The organism is Kitasatospora sp. NPDC008115, assembly GCF_042957205.1.
Classification (GTDB): Bacteria; Actinomycetota; Actinomycetes; order Streptomycetales; family Streptomycetaceae; genus Kitasatospora.
Map to the genome: position 1 here is coordinate 186,297 of NZ_JBIBHU010000006.1, position 16,284 is coordinate 202,580.

At 74.6% G+C, this 16,284-nt stretch carries 14 protein-coding genes; 2 read left to right on the forward strand and 12 right to left on the reverse strand.

Annotated features, from left to right (window positions below):
* Positions 1–15 precede the first annotated feature (15 nt).
* The 7 genes from ACFZBX_RS10410 to ACFZBX_RS10440 form a co-directional block, all read right to left on the reverse strand.
* Complete coding sequence (locus tag ACFZBX_RS10410) at positions 16–1,284, reverse strand: DUF4255 domain-containing protein (protein ID WP_391532838.1); 1,269 nt, start codon at positions 1,282–1,284, stop codon at positions 16–18.
* Between the two features lie 16 nt (positions 1,285–1,300).
* Positions 1,301–2,014: a hypothetical protein gene (locus ACFZBX_RS10415; protein WP_391532840.1), complete on the reverse strand. Its 714-nt coding sequence runs from the start codon at positions 2,012–2,014 to the stop codon at positions 1,301–1,303.
* The gene (locus tag ACFZBX_RS10420; RefSeq protein ID WP_391532842.1) at positions 2,007–2,738 is read right to left on the reverse strand and encodes a hypothetical protein; all 732 of its coding nucleotides are present in this window, start codon (positions 2,736–2,738) and stop codon (positions 2,007–2,009) included. Before ACFZBX_RS10420 ends, ACFZBX_RS10415 begins: the two co-directional genes overlap by 8 nt.
* A gap of 10 nt (positions 2,739–2,748) precedes the next feature.
* A complete protein-coding gene (locus ACFZBX_RS10425) occupies positions 2,749–3,273 on the reverse strand; it encodes a phage tail protein (protein ID WP_344345620.1) in 525 nt (174 codons plus the stop codon).
* Positions 3,274–3,280: 7 nt separating this feature from the next.
* Positions 3,281–5,128 carry a phage tail sheath family protein gene (locus ACFZBX_RS10430; RefSeq protein ID WP_391532844.1) on the reverse strand — a complete coding sequence of 616 codons (1,848 nt, stop codon included), beginning with the start codon at positions 5,126–5,128 and terminating at the stop codon, positions 3,281–3,283.
* 216 nt (positions 5,129–5,344) lie between these two features.
* Positions 5,345–5,638: a hypothetical protein gene (locus ACFZBX_RS10435; RefSeq protein WP_391532846.1), complete on the reverse strand. Its 294-nt coding sequence runs from the start codon at positions 5,636–5,638 to the stop codon at positions 5,345–5,347.
* 424 nt (positions 5,639–6,062) lie between these two features.
* The gene (locus ACFZBX_RS10440; protein WP_391532848.1) at positions 6,063–9,044 is read right to left on the reverse strand and encodes an N-acetylmuramoyl-L-alanine amidase; all 2,982 of its coding nucleotides are present in this window, start codon (positions 9,042–9,044) and stop codon (positions 6,063–6,065) included.
* Between the two features lie 344 nt (positions 9,045–9,388).
* Between ACFZBX_RS10440 and ACFZBX_RS10445 the strand changes: the two genes are divergently transcribed.
* On the forward strand, positions 9,389–11,074 hold the full coding sequence (locus tag ACFZBX_RS10445) for a serine/threonine-protein kinase (protein ID WP_391532850.1): 1,686 nt from the start codon (positions 9,389–9,391) through the stop codon (positions 11,072–11,074).
* A 125-nt stretch (positions 11,075–11,199) separates the two neighbouring features.
* Positions 11,200–11,970, forward strand: a complete 771-nt coding sequence (locus ACFZBX_RS10450; RefSeq protein ID WP_391532852.1) for a hypothetical protein — start codon at positions 11,200–11,202, stop codon at positions 11,968–11,970.
* Between the two features lie 58 nt (positions 11,971–12,028).
* Here the strand turns inward: ACFZBX_RS10450 and ACFZBX_RS10455 are convergent, their stop codons facing one another.
* The 5 genes from ACFZBX_RS10455 to ACFZBX_RS10475 form a co-directional block, all read right to left on the reverse strand.
* Positions 12,029–12,598 (reverse strand): SUKH-4 family immunity protein, encoded by a 570-nt coding sequence (locus ACFZBX_RS10455; protein ID WP_391532854.1) that lies wholly within the window; start codon positions 12,596–12,598, stop codon positions 12,029–12,031.
* A 201-nt stretch (positions 12,599–12,799) separates the two neighbouring features.
* Positions 12,800–12,952: a hypothetical protein gene (locus ACFZBX_RS10460; protein ID WP_391532856.1), complete on the reverse strand. Its 153-nt coding sequence runs from the start codon at positions 12,950–12,952 to the stop codon at positions 12,800–12,802.
* A 159-nt stretch (positions 12,953–13,111) separates the two neighbouring features.
* Positions 13,112–14,194: a glycerate kinase gene (locus tag ACFZBX_RS10465; protein ID WP_391532858.1), complete on the reverse strand. Its 1,083-nt coding sequence runs from the start codon at positions 14,192–14,194 to the stop codon at positions 13,112–13,114.
* Positions 14,191–15,057 carry a sugar phosphate isomerase/epimerase family protein gene (locus tag ACFZBX_RS10470; protein ID WP_391532860.1) on the reverse strand — a complete coding sequence of 289 codons (867 nt, stop codon included), beginning with the start codon at positions 15,055–15,057 and terminating at the stop codon, positions 14,191–14,193. Before ACFZBX_RS10470 ends, ACFZBX_RS10465 begins: the two co-directional genes overlap by 4 nt.
* Entirely contained in the window at positions 15,054–16,214 is a 1,161-nt protein-coding gene (locus ACFZBX_RS10475; RefSeq protein ID WP_391532862.1) for a dihydrodipicolinate synthase family protein, read from the reverse strand. The genes ACFZBX_RS10470 and ACFZBX_RS10475 overlap by 4 nt, the downstream gene beginning before the upstream one ends.
* Positions 16,215–16,284 lie beyond the last annotated feature (70 nt).

Consider the following 16,284-nt stretch of genomic DNA (forward strand, 5'->3'; position numbering starts at 1 on the left):
CCCCCCGTCCTGCGGTCAGTGGGTCAGGTCCACGACGGGCCCGGTGAAGGACCCGTCGCCGGACACCGTCAACTCGCTGGGCACGCCGTCCACCTGGACCCGGGCCAGGTACGCGGTCGGGCGTACGCCGACGACCGGCACCCGGACCTCGAACGGATCGGTGCGCGGCCGCCTCGGCGCGGGTACCCGGAACTGGTGGCTCGCCCCGGGCCGCCCGGCGGGCGGGTGCAGCTCGTCCAGCAGCAGCAGGACCTGCTGGTCGTCCCGGAGCGGCAGGTCCAGCCGGACGTTCAGCCGGGCCGAGACCCCGGCCGGGCCGTGGCCGCGGTCCGCCGTGCCGATCGGCGCGACGATCCTCGGCTGCCGGGCGAAGGTCTGCGCGTTGGACTCCACCGCGAGGTGGTCGGCGGCGGGCCGGCCGTCCAGCGCCAGTCCGTGCAGCACCTGCACCTGGTACACGCCGGGCGGCAGGTCCTCCGGGACGGCGACCACCAGGCGGTCGTCCCGGACGCCGCCCGGGGCGACCGTCACCCGCCGCTCGCCCAGCCGGGCCACGACCAGGTCCGCGCGCAGCCCGGAGCCGTCCACCACCAGCTCGCGGTCCTTGGTCACCGGCCCTTCCACGGGCGGGCCCTGGGACCCGGCCGGCCGGGAGAGCACCCGTTGGACGACCGGACCTCGGGACGGTACGGCCCGCACGGTGCGGCGCAGCACGGGCTTGCCGGCCACCGGATCGGCCTTGCCCTCCACCAGGACGGCGGTGGCCTGGTAGACGACGGACAGCGCGTACGGCGTCTGGAACAGCGTGGTCCAGAGCTTGGACATCTCGTCGACGTCCATCGGCGAGGGCGTGAAGCGCACCCGCTGCGGCGAGGCGGCCAGGTCCGTCCCCACCAGGTACGGCTGGGCGGCCGCCTCGTCGATCAGCTGCCGGGACAGCACCGGCTGTTCGGCCAGCGCCCGGACCACGCAGCCGAGCAGCCGCTGGCCGACCAGCTGGGACTCCTCGCCGTAGCAGCTGATCAGGTAGTGCAGGTCGAGGGCGGCGGCCGGCCGGGTCAGCAGGGTGCCGTCGCTCGCGCGGGTGGGCGCGTCGAGGTTGCGCAGCGAGGCGTTGGGCGTGACCTGGTAGAGGAAGACGGTGATGGCCGGGTCGCTCGGCGGCTCGGTCGGCGGTTTGCGGGCGCCGACCTCGACGGCGAACGGGATGTCGGGCGAGAGCGCGCGGGTGATGAGCAGCCGCAGCGCCTCGCTCACGGTCGCGATCGCGAGGTGGTTGCTCATGGGCCCGCCCGTCCGGTCATGAGGGCTCCCGGTCGAGGTACCGGTCGAGGGCGAGGGCCGGGGCCGGCCGGCTCGCCTCCGGCCGGCGCGGGGCGGCGGGGGCGCGCTCGGCGGCCCTGACCTCGACCCGCCCGATCTGGACCCGCACCACCCGCTCGACCGGCCGTTGCCGACGGCGGCCACGCCCGCCGTCGGTGCTGCCCGGGGAGGCCGCCGCGGTGGCCAGCCGTCCGGGTGACGGTGCGACGGCGGGCCGTGGCGCGGCGGACGGCGCCCCGGCGGACGGCTCGGGGGCGGCCGTCCGGGGCGGTGCGGTGAGGGGGGCGGCGTTGACCGGCGGTGCGGCCGTCGGACGGGCGGCCGCCGTCCGCGCCGGTGGCTCGACGGCCGGCGCGGTGGCGGCGGGGGCGATCGGTGGCGCGACCAGCAGCGGCGTGCGCGGCAGCGGAAGGACGGGCACGGCGGCCGGCCGGTGGTCGCCGACCGCCACCCGGGGCGTCCCGCCGGTCGGGGCCGTGGCCGGTGGCGCAGGTCGGGGGAGCGGCCCGGGAACGGGCGGCCGGCCGGGGACGACCGGCTCCTCGCCGACGGTCATGGGCGTCCGCGCCGGCCCGAGCGTCTCGATCCGTTCGAACGGCCCCGGCAGACGCGGGCGCACCCGTACCCCGGTCCCGGCCCGGTCCCGGACCGGGTCGCCCTTGTTCAGCAGGCGGTCGAAGTGGTCAGGCATCTGCACACAGCTCCAGGTAGTAGCGGCGCCGCAGCGGGGTGAGCGCCAGGATCTCCGTCTCGCTCCAGCCGTAGGCGGCGGCCAGCAGATGGACGTCGAGCAGGGTGGCCCGGGCCCAGTCGTCCAGCTCCTCCCAGAGGTAGGAGGCGATGTCCAGCTCGGCGAGGGCCTGCCCGCCGCACGCGGGGCAGCTGAGGTTCAGCCGGACGTCGGCGCAGGGGTCGGCGGCGGAGGCGGCCTCGGCCATGCGCCGCTGGACCGGTTCGGGGAGTTGACGGGCGCTCACCGGCCGCCCGTCGTGCTCGGCGGTCAGCACGCACCGCTCCAGGAGAACGGCCCTGGCCAGGCCCTCGGGGGCCTGTTCGGCGGCGGCGAGGTCCCCGGGGGTGGCGGGCCGGAAGCCGACCAGCCAGCCGTCCAGCTCCACCCGCAGCGGCCCGGTGACCGGCGGCGCGGCACCGGCCACCTGCCCGGCGTCGAAGGCGAACTCCATCTCCTCCCGGCAGCCCGGACAGCCGATCCGCACGGCGAGCCGCTCGCCGAACAACTCGGCCCGCAGACCGAACAGTTCGGCGTCCCGCTGTCCGAGCGGCACGGCCAGCAGCTCCTCCGCCCCGGCGCCGGGCCGGGCGACGGTGTGCAGCAGCAGTGCCCGCCCGGTGCGGCCGGCCGCCAGTCCGGCCTCCCAGGTGGCCAACAGCGCGGCCTGTCCGGTGGGTTCCATGGCGCACCGCTCAGGCCGGCTGCTGGAACGACGGTTCTTCCGGCTCGGGCGTCTCCTCGTCCCGTTCCCAGCCCTCCACCTCCAGCTTGAGGCTCTGGATCGCCACCGCGTTGGCGTTGGCGTCGAGTTCGCCGAGCACCTGGTACTCGCTCGGCCAGGCCCGGTACAGCTTATGGGCGACCGCCACCTGGCCGGCCTCGTTGAGCACCTGGATGACCAGGTCCTTGCGGAAGTCCCGCAGCGAGACCTCCGCCCCGCGGCCCGCGCCGACCATCCAGACCTTGTTGGCCCAGCGGTCGAACTCCGGGTCGTGGGTGACGCCGCGCTCCAGGGTGACCGCCTCGAAGTCGGTGCGCCCCGGCGACTTCCGCGGCGCGCTCGGATCGCCCCCGCTGCGGTGCTTCACCACCTCGGTGGTGCGCTTCAGCGGGCTGACCTTGCTGATTCCGGCGACCACCCGGCCGTCCCAGACGACCAGGAACTTGAAGTTCTTGTACGGATCGAATCGCTGCGGATTAACGGTGAACTCGACCATGGAGATCCTAAACCTCGAACTGTCCGGCGAGCTGCTCGATCTTGACGATCACGAATTCCGCGGGTTTCAGCGGTGCGAATCCGACCACGACGTTCACCACCCCGCGATTGATGTCGTCCTGCGTGGTGGTGTCCTTGTCGCACTTGACGAAATAGGCCGAGCGCGCGGAGGTGCCCTGGAACGCGCCCTGCTGGAACAGGGAGTGCAGGAACGCGCCCACGTTCAACCGGATCTGCGCCCACAGCCGCTCGTCGTTGGGCTCGAACACGACCCACTTGGTGCCCCGGTAGAGGCTCTCCTCCAGCATCAGCGCGAGACGCCGCACCGGGACGTACTTCCACTGCGAGCCGAGCGCGTCGGCGCCGGCCATGGTCCGGGCGCCCCACGCCACCGGGCCCACCACCGGGAAGGTCCGCAGGCAGTTCACCGCGAGCGGGTTCAGCAGCCCGTTCTCCCGGTCCGTCAGCGGGACGGTCAGCGCCCGCACCCCCGGAAGGACGGCCTCGGTGCCCGCCGGAGCCTTCCACACGCCGCGCTGGGCGTCGGTGCGCGCCATCACCCCGGCGAGGGTGCCCGACGGCGGGAAGGCGCGCAGCCGGCCGGTGAGCGGGTCGACCAGCTCCAGGTGCGGGAAGTAGAGCGCCGCGTGGTCGCTGCGCACCGAGTCGAAGGCGGACAGTCCGGCCCGGGCGGCGTCCAGCGTCGTCCACGCCTGCGGCGAGTCGACGATCAGGAACATCCGCTTCTCCACACAGAGCGCCTGGGCGGCCGAGACGACCGTGACGGCGTCGTCGACGTCGGCGTAGCCGGCCAGTTCCGGCAGCACCAGCAGATTGACGTCCTGCACGTCGCGCAGGGCCTGGATGCCGGTCTTGGCCGCCTCGCTGCCGATCAGGTCGGTCAGCCCGGGCGCCCCGCCGTCCTGGCCGCCGGCGAGGGCGAGCACCGGCGGGTTGACCGAGCCCTCCAGCCCGAGGTTGTTGGCCGCCTCGCCGAGGAAGCGCACCACGTCGGCCGGGTCGGTGGAGCCCGCGACGACCTGGATCCGCCGGCCGAACACGCTCACCCTGGTGCCCGCGAAGGCCCGCCGGCCCGGGGCGTCGGGCAGGGCGCGCAGCTTGCGCTCCAGCAGCAGGGCGAGTTCGGCGACGGTGGCCGGGGCGGCGCCGTCCACGGCCGGCTCGTGGATCCTGAGGGTCCGCGAGACGTCGCCGATCTTGACCTGGATCTCCTGGGTGAGGTCCGGCAGCGTCGCCGCGAACGGCTTGGAGACGGTGCCCACCGGGTCCGGCCGGCTCTCCGCCAGGACCTTCACCCGGACGACCGCCGAGCCGCCGTTCACCACCGTCTCGGCGAACCGGGGGTCGGCGGGCCGGACCGAGAGGTCCGCGTAGGACTCCCGGACCGCGCCCGAGGTGTCGAACACCTGGAGGTTGAAGGTCTCGCCGGGGGTCGGCGTCCGGTAGTCCACGGCGACCCGCAGCGCCGTGCCCCAGAGTCCCGGCTCGACGGCCGTGACCTGCAGCGCCGGCGTGGCGGTGGAGGTCTGCGTCGAGTCCAGCGTGACGCCCGCGGCGGCGCCGGTGCCGGCCGCCGCGACCCGCACCACGACCCCGATCGAGCCCCCGTTGAGGAAGAACTGCTGGACGGCGTAGCTGACCGGGCTCTGGCTCGCGAGCCCGCCGAAGCGGCGTTCGAAGTCCGCGAAACTGGTGATGGTGACGGGCTGGTTCAGCGGGCCGCGCCGGGTGGCCCCGACGAAGGCGGTGACCGAGGTGCTCACCGTGGTGATGGTGCGGACACCACTGGGAAGCTCTTCGATGTAGACGCCGGGATAGGTCGGTGTCGTCGGCAATTCCCCCTCCGTTCACTTCGTGCGTCAAGGGTCTCGGAATTGACGGCCCCCGACTTCTTGATGCGTGGTCGGCAGGGTAAGTTTCATATTCGGCCGGCGGTCCGTCAACTGGAATTTAAAAGAGTAATTGTATTACCGGAGCCGTTGAATCTCATTGCCCGGGGTTGCGGAGCGAAATGGTCCGCAACCCCGCGCCGGTGCCCGGCGTGCGGCCGGTCAGCCGCCTTCGGGCACGTTCCGGTGGTCGCTCGGGGCCGCCGTGGCACCCGAGGGCGCCGGCGGCCGGTAGGACGGCGGCCGGGCGGCCCCCAGGAACCAGCCCCAGGACGTGCCGAACCGGTGCTCCAGGTACCGGAACGCCGCGTAGTAGACCGTGCCGAAGCCGGTGACCAGGGCGGCGGTGACGGAGGCGTCGTCCAGCCGGATGCCGAGCCGCGCCCCCTGCACCACGAGGAACGCGACGACGTACGGCACGCACGTGCGCCACAGGGAGAGGGTGAGTTGGTACATGCGGTCCTCCTCGGCCGACACCGGCCGGACCGGGTCGGCGAGTTGATGCCGGGTATGCCGCCGACCTGCTGCCCGGCGCAACCACCGGGTACACCCCGTCCGCGCCCGTCCCGCCCGCCGCACGGCACCTCCGTCCGGCCGCCCCGGCGGAGCGGGCCGTCCGCACACCCCCGATGCGCCCCGCCGGGGCGCCGCGCGGCCGTTGCCACGGCCCCCGCGCACCGCCTCCGCGGGCCGCCGCACCGCCGACCCGGCGCGCGGACCGGCGTGCGGAATCGAGCGGGCGGCCCCATCCCCGGCCCGCGCGCCCCCCGGCCCGCCCCCGGCCCGCGCGCCCCCGGAGCACCGGCCGTCGGCGGGCGACACGCCGCCGCCCCCGACGGGAACGCCCGTCGGGGGCGGCGGAGCGGGTGGAACCGGTCGGTCAGACGCCGGTCACCGCCACGGTGGTGACCGGGTCGATCGGGCCGGCCGCACCCGGGGCCTGGGTGTCCATCCAGCCCGACCAGCGGCCGAGGGCGTAGTCGCCGTTGGCGTTGTAGACCCGCCCGCCGGAGACGCCGAACAGCCGCAGGCTGTTGCCGGTGTAGGTGACGGCGAGCCTGGTCAGCGGCGCGGTCTGCCCGGTGACGGCCGAGACGTCGCCCCAGCCGTTCCAGGTGCCGGCCGCGTAGTCGGCGGTGGCCTGCTTGATCCTGCCGTCGACCAGGGCCAGCACGTGCTGCTGCGAGCCGACGGCGACGGCGGACAGGCCGGTGATGGTCCCGTTCAGCGGGCCGACCGCGCCGTTGATGTCGCCGTAGCCCCAGACGCCGCGGTTGTAGTCGGCGTCGGCGCTGTAGATCTTGCCGTCGGCCCCGACACCGTTGATGTGCATCACGTTGCCATTGGCGGTCGCCGTGATCCGGTTCAGTGCGCCGGGGGACAGGCCGAGCACGCCGGAGATGTCACCCCAGGGGTACCAGCGGCCCTCCGAGTAGTCCGCGGCGGCCTCCAGCAGGCGGCCCCCGGAGACCACGACCACGTGCATCCTGGTGCCGGTGGCCGCGACCGTCACCTCGGTCACGGGCGAGGACAGCGGACCGGCCGCGCCGTTGACCTGGAGGTCGTACCAGGGGGTCCACTCACCCGTGTAGAGGTTCCGGTCGGCGGTGTAGACATGCCCGTTGGCGACCGTCACCGCGTGCAGCTGGCTGCCCATGTACAGCATGGCGAAGCTCTGGTTCGGGTCCGCCGGGCCACCGACGGCCGGGGCCGCGTGGTACTTCTCCCAGACGCCGCGGGTGTAGTTGGCGCCCGCGTTGACCGGGCCGCTGCTGGTCTGCGCCAGCAGCTGCACCCGCTCACCGCTGGCCAGCACGTCGGTCTTCGCCGGCACCAGGTCGACGTCGGCGGACGAGACGAAGGCGAGCCGGTGGTTGTACCGGATCGGGTAGTACGTGACGCCGCCCTGGACCCAGCTGCGGTCTCCCGGTGCGCTGCCGTTGATGGTCGGGTTGTAGTAGAAGGCGCCCGCCACCGGGGTGGTGGAGGCCGGCACGTACTGCTGGCCGGCGGGCAGGGTGTAGTTCAGCGCGACGATGTTCGGGTTCGGCGCCGGGACGCCGAGCGCCGCGTAGGCGCCGTACTCCGGGTAGGAGCGGCCGTAGACCGCGACGCTGCTCAGTCCGGCCTTGGGCGTCAGCACGTACTGGCCGGGGCGGTTGTCGGCGGCGGCCATGGTGCCGTCGTTCCAGAACCAGGCCTTGCGGCCGTTGTACCAGATGGCGGTCCACTGCCCCTGGATGTCGGCCACCACGTAGCTGGTGCCGGCCGCCGCCTTGTCGCTCCAGTCGGAGGCGTTCAGGGTGGCGTTTCCGATCAGCGGGCCGGCGGGGGAGGCGTGCAGGTAGACGAAGTTCGCCGGCTGGGACGCGACGTTGTTGATCGGCGGCCGGTAGGCGTTGGAGAACGGCGGGTTGATGGTGATCCGGCCGCCGATCACATAGCCCTGGTCCGGCGACACGTGCCCGCCGACCAGGTCCATGTAGTGGTTCCAGTCCCAGAAGGTGCCCGGGTCCCAGTGCATGCCGTTCACCGAGCTCTGGACCGGTCCCGGAACGTCGTCGTGGCCGATGATGTGCTCGCGGTCGAGCGGGACGCCGAAGCGGTCGGCCAGGTAGCGGGTGAGGGTCGCCGAGGACTGGTACAGCTGCTCCGAGTACCAACTGGCCCCGCTCAGCGCGAAGCCCTCGTGCTCGATGCCCACGCTGTGCATGTTGAGGCTCTTGTTGCCGGCGTGCCAGGCGATGTTCTTGTTCGCCACCATCTGGGTGACGTGCCCGTCGCTGGAACGCAGCAGGTAGTGCGCGCTCGCCAGGGTGGCCGGGTTCTGGAAGGTGGCCAGCGAGCCGTTGTAGCCGCCCTCGGTGTCGTGGATGACGATGTAGTCGATGTCCACGCCGCTGCGGTTGGCGATCGAGTAGTTGCCGAAGTCGCTCACGTCGGTGCTGTTCTGCGCGTACGCGGCCGGGCGGAAGTCGCAGCCCAGCGTGGCCGGGCACTCGATCGGGTCGGCGGCCGCGGCGGCCGCCACGGCAGCACCGGCGGCTTCGGGGTTCCCGGCCGCCGGGGCGGCACCGGCGGTTTCGGCGCTGAGGGGGGCGGTACGGGCGGAGTCCTGCGTCGCGGGCGCGCGCCCCACCCCGCGGTCGACCGCCGGGCTGTGCGCGGCCGCGGCCGGGTCCGCGGCGAGCGTCAGCCGCTGGCCCTCGGAGGTGGTCCGGGTGGCGCCGACCTTGAGGGTGCCGAACACCCGGTCCGCGAACTCCCGTCCCTCGGCGGAGCCCTGGCCCTCCGAACCGCCGTTGCTGAAGCGGACCACCGCTCCGTACCAGGCGGCCGGATCGGCGGACTGCGACGCCTTCGCCCCGCGCTGCTGTTCGGCGAGGAGCGCGGCGCCGCCGCGGATGCTCTGCAGGGTGTTCTCGCGCAGCTCCGCCGCCGGCCGGCCGATCAGCCTGGCCGCGGCGTCGAGGGTGTGCAGCGCGGGGCTGTCGACCGGGGGCGCCGGTGCGGGCACCGGCTTGCGCGCCGCCGACGGGGTGCCCTCACCGCGCTGGTCGACCTCCGGCTGGGCGGCGGCCTGGGCCGCCGCGACCGCCGCCAGGTCGACCTGGGTGAGGCCCATGACGTTGTAGTTGCCGGTGGTGCTCGGACGGCCCTGGTGCGACTCCCAGCGTGTCTGCTGGTAGGAGACCGCCAGCAGGATGCTCTCGGGGACCTTGAACTCCTTGGCGGCCGCGGCGAACTGGGCCTGGAGCCCGGTGGCCGGCGCGACCGGGGCGGGCGGGGCCGCCACGGCGAGGGTGGCACCGCCCGCCGCCATGCCGAACGCGGCCGCCGAGGCCGCCGCGGCCACGGCCACGGTCGCGCGGAGCGGCGAACGTGGTCGCTTTATACGAGATCGATGGGTCAAGAGTTGTCCCGACCTTCCCTGTTGGACCGGATCTGATCGATCGGGAACGTATCAGCGGTGACCGACAGGAGCGTACCCGGGCCGGACCGCCGTTCGGCGCTCATCGCCCTCGTCCTCCGGCGGTGTCCGACCGGGGCCGCTCCGGGGACGGGCCGGGGACGGGGCCGGGAACCGGGTGGATCAAGAAGCGTTCCGTGATCGAGATCCCGTACCGCGGCCGCTCCCGGACCGATAACGTCTGCTCAGGGGCGTGCGGCGGGGACGGCCGCGCCCGGCGCGGAGGGGAGTGGGGCATGCAACCGTTGGCGGCGGACGATCCGCGGCAGGTGGGCGAGTACCGGTTGCTGCGGCGGCTCGGAGCCGGCGGGATGGGCCGGGTCTACCTCGGCCGGACCACGGGCGGGCGGACCGTCGCGGTCAAGGTGGTCCGTCACGACCTCGCCGGGGACCCGGAGTTCCGCGCCCGGTTCCGCCAGGAGGTGGCGGCCGCCCGGCGGGTCGGCGGTGCCTGGACGGCGCCGGTCCTGGACGCGGACACCGAGGGCGGACAGCCCTGGGTGGCCACCGGCTACGTCGCCGGGCCCGCGCTCACCACCGCCGTACGGGACTTCGGGCCGCTGCCCGGGCCGGCCGTCCGGACCCTCGGCGTCGGCCTTGCCGAGGCGCTCGCCCATCTGCACGGCCTCGGGCTGGTGCACCGGGACGTCAAGCCGTCGAACGTGCTGCTGACCCTGGACGGACCGCGGCTGATCGACTTCGGCATCGCCCGGGCGCTGGACACCACCACCGGGCTCACCCGGTCCGGCCAGGTGTTCGGGTCGCCGGGCTTCATGTCGCCGGAGCAGGCGCACGGGCTGCCCGCCGGGCCGGCCAGCGACGTCTTCTCGCTGGGCGCGGTGCTCGCGTACGCGGCGACGGGCACCATGCCGTTCGGCTCCGGGGTGAGCGCGCCCGTGCTGCTCTACCGGGTGCTGCACGAGGAGCCCGACCTCGCCGGGCTGTCCGGCCCGCTGGAGTCCGTCGTCCGCGACTGCCTGGCCAAGGACCCGTCCGCCCGCCCGACGCCCGCCCGGCTGCGGGAACTGCTGGACGGCGACGGCGACGGCGACGGCACGGCCGCGGCCCGGCCGGGGCGCGGGGACTGGCTGCCGACGCCGCTGGCGGCGGCGGTCGGGCGCAGCGCCGTGCAGTTGCTGGACCTGGAGGAGGAACGGGCGGCGGTGGCCGCGCCCGCCCCGGAGGCGGCGGCCGGGGCACCCGGCGGGGGCTGGACGGTCGCCGAGGCGGCGAGGCCCGCACCCGCCGGCGGCGCGCCCGGGTTCGGACCGCCCGCCCCGCAGGGCTTCGGCCCGCCGCTCGCGGGACCTGTCGGACCTGTCGGACCCGTCAGACCTGCCGGACCTGCCGGACCTGCCGGACCGTACGCCCCGACCCCGCTCCCGACCCCGCTCCCGTCCGCGTTCCCGCCGCCCGGCCACGGGCCGTACGCCCGGCGGCCGCGCGACCGCCGGGGCTACGGCGTGCCGGCGGCCGTCCTGGTCCTCGTGCTCCTGCTCGGCGGCGGCTACCTGCTCGTCGACCGGCTGCGCGACAAGGACGGCGGCAGCGCGAACCCCGCGCGGGGTGCCGTCCCCGCGAAGTTCCTCGGCACCTGGGTCGGCGAGCGCACGGCCGCCAACGGTGACGTCACCACCGTCACCGTCACCATCAACCAGTCGGAGCAGAACGAGGAGAGGAGCACGATCCGCGCCGAGACGCCGAAGACCGGCATCTGGTGCGAGGGTGCGTGGAAGCTCAGTTCGGTCGAGGAGGACGAGGTCTCCTACGCGTCCCGGACGACGGACTCCTCGCCCGGCGCCGAGTGCATCACCGACAGGTCGACCTACCGCCGGATCACGATGCAGCCGGACGGCACCCTCCACTACAACATGGACCTGATCAAGTCGGACCAGTACGTGGTCCTGCGGAAGCTGCGCTGAGGCCGTCCTCGAACCCCCGTGCGGACGATCCGGAACCGATCACCCCGTCCGCCCGTCATCCCCACGGGGACCGCCACCGGCTCGACACCCCTTCCGCTCTTCACCGCCGAGGTCCGAGGAGATCCATGGCCGACACCGTCAGCTCACTCGCCGCCCGTCTTCACGAGGTGCTGGTGGATCTCCTGACCAGGGGAGCCCCCGCGGCCGGGACCAGGGGCCTCCACGACGTCATGGCGCGCGCCACCGCGCTCGGCCCCGACGGCGACTGGCTCGTCGCCTCGGGCCACGCGAGCCTCGCCGGGCTGGCCTGCATGCAGGGGCAGGCGGACCTCGCGATCCTCCACCTGGAGGCCGCGGTGTCCGGCGGCTTCAACGACTGCGTCTCGCTCCACACGCCCCCCGTGCTCCCGCTGCACCACGACCCCCGCTTCCAGGCGCTCTACCGGCGGATCCGCGTCACCGAGGCCGACCTCGACGAGTTCTTCTGGATGCACCAGGAGATGCAGATCATGATGAGGGACGCCCAGCAGGCGAGCGTCGACAACATGGGCCGCTACGACACCGGCGTCGCCCTGCTCCCGCAGGCCCCGCTGCCCACCCGCGAGCCGGACACCGTCGGCGTCCTGATCACCCGCATCGACCTCGCGGCCGCCCAGACCGCCCTCCAGCAGGCCGCCCTGAAGGCCGACTTCCAGCGCAGCTCCGGCAACACCAGCCTCAGCCTCATCGACGACACCTGGGACTACGCCCGCGCCAGGCGCGACGCCTGGAGCGCCGACGCCCTCGACTCCCAACGCCTGCGCGCCTCCGAGGCCCGCGCCTTCGTCGAACGCCCCGGCGCCGGCACCACCCTCGGCCCCTGCCCCCCACTGGGCTCGATCCGCTACCCGTCCTGAGGGCCCCGGCGCGGGCCGGTTCCCCGGCGGCCGGGAATCCGCTGATCCCGGCGGAGAACTACTGGAGCTTGCGTTCGACGCATTCCAGCACGATGTGCCAGGCGGAGTCGGGGTGGGCGAGGGCGACCGGGTCGGCGGCCTCCATGAAAGTACGGAGCCGGTCCTCCGCGCGGGGCGTGAAGCCGTCGGCGTCGGACTCGAAGTCGTAGTTGGGCCGCTCCACCTCCAGCGCGTGCAGGAAGTGGGCGAACACGTCGATGCCGCTGTTGAGGATGCAGGGAGCACCGCTCTCGGGGATGCAGTAGACCGTGCCGTCCACCACGTCGAGCGCCACGTTGTCGTAGCCGATGCCGCCGACCGTCATCCAGGTCGACGTGTCCACCGTGAGCCTCGGGTACTTCGCCGCCAACTCCGACGCCCCCGCCTCGCCGACGAGCGTGACGACGCCCTCGGCGAGTGCCTCGTCCAACTCCAGCCACCTGCAGTATTCGTCCGGCAGGCCGACGTCCCGGAGGAAGGCCCGGGTGGGCCCGTGCGGAATCACCGCGAGCGCGGCCTCGTCGAGCGTGACGAGTTCGCCGGCGTCGAACACGGACTCCATCATGCTGCGGTCGACCAGCGGGCTCATGCCGGGAGTTCCTCCATGTCGTCGGAGACGGTGACGTCCCCGAACCCTACCGAGGGCCGGTTGCCCGGCATGCGGCCGTGGCGATCCGGAGGCCCGTCGTGGAGGACACCGCGCGGACCGCCCGGGTGTGGCCGTCGGCGGGCAAGGGCGGTCCGTTCGCGCGGAGGTTGCCGGTTCACCGGCCGGAAGGGCCGGCGGCTGTCAGGCGGCGAGGCGGGCGAGGAGGAGGCGGGCGCGGCGGGACTTGGCTTCGGCGCGGGTCTTCAGGCGCAGGGCGTGGGCGAGGCGGTGCTGCTCGGCCTCGCGCATGCGCTCGTTGATGAGGGCGCGGGCGGTGTCGAGGTGGTAGTCCATGGCGGTTGTCTCCCCCTGCCGGTGGGTGGCCTGCCGATGCCTTCAGCATCAGCCCCAAGGCCCCCTTCTGCCTATGATTCTACATCAATATTTGAGGAGTGGTCGCCAAATCGCAGTCGTGGCGGGTTGTTGGCCTGCTGTTTGAAGGCTATTTGATCGTCAGTCCGTGGGATGGGCGCAGGCCAGGCGGGCGCCGGCGGTGGTGAGCCAGTGGGGTGCGCGGGCGCGGGCGTCGGCGGGGTCGCCGGCGAGGTGTACGAGGGTGAGGGCGCCGGGATCGGTGGACTCACCTGCGACGATCCTGGTGGCGACGGCGGCCCGGTGGGCACGGGCGAGGACCTCGCCGACCGCCTTGCCGAGCAGGCTGGTGGTGTCGAAACGGCCCTCGCCGGTGATCACCAGGTCGGCGCCGGCGAGGGCGCTGTCGAGTCCGGTCAGCTCGGCGACGGCCGCCGCGCCGGGGACCACCCGGGCGCCCCAGGCGGCCACCAGGCCGTAGGCGGTGCCGCCGGCCGCGCCCGAGCCGGGGAGGGACGGGTCGCCGCCGAGTAGGCCGGCGAAGCGTCGCAGCCCCGCCTCCAGGAGGGCGATCGCGGCCGGGTCGGCGCCCTTCTGCGGTCCGTAGACCGCGGCCGCTCCGGTGGGGCCGAGCAGCGGGTTGGTGACGTCGGTCAGCAGCCGGACGCCGCCGGGCGGGGCGGTGCGCAGGGCGGTGCGGTCCAGCCGGTCGGCCCGGGGCAGGGCGCCGCCGCCGTCCGGGAGCGGGGCGCCGGTGTCGTCCAGCAGCCGCAGGCCGAGGGCGGCCAGCAGTCCGGCGCCGCCGTCGGTGGACGCGGAGCCGCCGAGCGCGACGGTCACCCGCCGCGCGCCGGCGTCCAGTGCGGCGGCGATGGTCTCGCCGGTGCCGCGGGTGCCGGCGGTGAGCGGGGCGAGGTCGCCGCCGAGCAGCGGCAGGCCGCCGGTGTCGGCCAGTTCGACCAGCGCGGTGCCGTCCGGCAGCAGCGCGTAGCGTCCGGTGACCGGCCGCCCGTCGGGGCCGGTGCAGCCGGGGACCGGGTGCAGGACCGCGCCGGGGAGGGCCGCCGCGAGCGCGTCGAGGGTGCCCTCCCCGCCGTCGGCCATCGGACGGATCAGCAGTTCGTCGTCCGGCCGCACCGAGCGCCAGCCGGCGGCCAGGGCCAGCGCGGCGTCCCGGGCGCTGACGGTGCCCTTGAAGGAGTCGGGCGCGACGACGACCCTCACGGCCGGGCCAGGTGGGTGAGGTGGCGCTCGATGAGGGTGCGCAGCGTCAGTTCGCCCGGGGTGTCCCAGATCTCCTGGTTGAAGATCTCGACCTCGATCCAGCCGTCGTACCCGGCGGCGGTGACCAGGTCGGTGAGGGCGCGGAAGTCGATGTGGCCGTCGCCGACGTGGCCGCGGCCGAGCAGGGCGTCGGCGGGCAGCGGCAGGGTCCAGTCGCACACCTGGTAGGAGGCGATCCGGCCCTCCCGCCCGGCGCGGGCGATCTGCTCGGGCAGCGCCGGGTCCCACCAGACGTGGTAGCTGTCCACCACGACGCCGACCTGCCGGGCGGGGTGCGGGGCGGCGAGGTCGAGCGCCTGGCCCAGGGTGGAGACCACCGCCCGGTCGGCGCAGAACATCGGGTGCAGCGGCTCGATCGCCAGCCGTACGCCGAAGTCACCGGCGTGCGGGGCGAGCTCGCCGAGCAGGTCGGCGACGGCGGCGCGGGCGCCGGCCAGGTCGCGGCTGCCGGCCGGCAGACCGCCGACGACCAGCACCAGGGTGTCGGTGCCGAGTTCGGCGGCCTCCTCGATCGCCTGGAGGTTGTCGGCGAGCGCGGCCCGGCGCTCCTCGGGCCCGTCGGCGGTGAGGAAGCCGCCCCGGCAGAGGGTGCTGACGGCGAGCCCGGCGTCCCGGCACAGCTTCGCGGAGCGGGCCAGGCCGGTCTCGGCGACCTTGTCGCGCCACAGCCCGATGGCCGGGATGCCGGCGTCCACGCAGCCGCGTACGGCCTCCGGGAGGCTCCAGCCCCGGGTGGTGATCTGGTTGAGGGACAGCCTCGCGAGGCCGTTCGGCGTGTCGGTGGTGCCCGTGGCGCCGCTCATGCCGTCACCCCCGCGACCGCGAGCAGCCGGCGCATCCGGTCGGCCGCGAGGTCCGGGTCGGGGAGCACCCCGGCCGCGTCCGCGAGGCGGAACAGCTCCACCAGGTGGGGCACCGAGCGCCCGCTCTGCGCACCGCCGACCATGGTGAAGTGGTCCTGGTGGCCCGCCAGCCAGGCGAGGAGGACCACCCCGGTCTTGTAGTGGAAGGTCGGCGCGGCGAACAGGTGCCGGGCCAGCGGCACGGTCGGCGCGAACAGTTCGTCGTAGCGGTCGAGGTCGCCCTCGTCGAGCGCCCGCAGCGCCGCCGCGGCGGTGGCCGCGATCGGGTCGAAGACGCCCAGCAGGGCGTGGCTGTGGCCGAGTTCGTCGCCGCGGATCAGCTCGGGGTAGTGGAAGTCGTCACCCGTGTACATCCGCACACCGGCCGGCAGGGCGCGGCGCAGGGCGATCTCCCGGTCGGCGTCCAGCAGGGAGACCTTGATGCCCTCGATCCGGTCGGCGTGCGCGCCGATCAGCTCCAGCACGGTGGCGGCGGCCGTGTCGAGGTCGGTGGAGCCCCAGTAGCCGGCCAGCGCCGGGTCGAACATCTCGCCGAGCCAGTGCAGCAGCACGGGCCGCTCGGACTCGGCGATCAGTCCGCCGTACACCTCCAGGTAGTCCTCCGGACCGCGGGCGGCGGCGGCCAGGGCGCGGCTGGCCATCAGGATCGGCTGGGCGCCGGCCTCCTGGACCACGGCCAGCTGCTCCTGGTAGGCGGCCCGGACGGCGGCCAGCGGGTGGGGGCCGGGGGCGAGCTGGTCGGTGCCGACGCCGCAGGCCAGCCGGCCGCCGCAGGCGCGGGCGGCGGCCCCGGAGCGGGTGATCAGCTCGCGGGTGGCCGGCCAGTCGAGGCCCATGCCGCGCTGGGCGGTGTCCATCGCGTCGGCCACGCCGAGGCCCAGCGACCACAGGTGGTGGCGGAAGGCGAGGGTGGCGTCCCAGTCGACGGCGGCGGGGGCGCCGGGGGCGTTCTCGCCCAGTGGGTCGGCGACCACGTGGGCGGCGGCGAAGGCCGTCCGCGAGCGGGCGGGGCCGGGTGAGCCGGGCAGGGCGGACAGGGCGGCGGCGGGCTCGCGCAGCCGGATCCGGCCGTGGCCGGGCAGGTCGATCTCGGTCATGGTGTCAGCGCAATCGTCTCGTCGGCGGCCGGGTACGCGGCGGCCGGGTCCGTGGTGGCCTGCTGTTCGG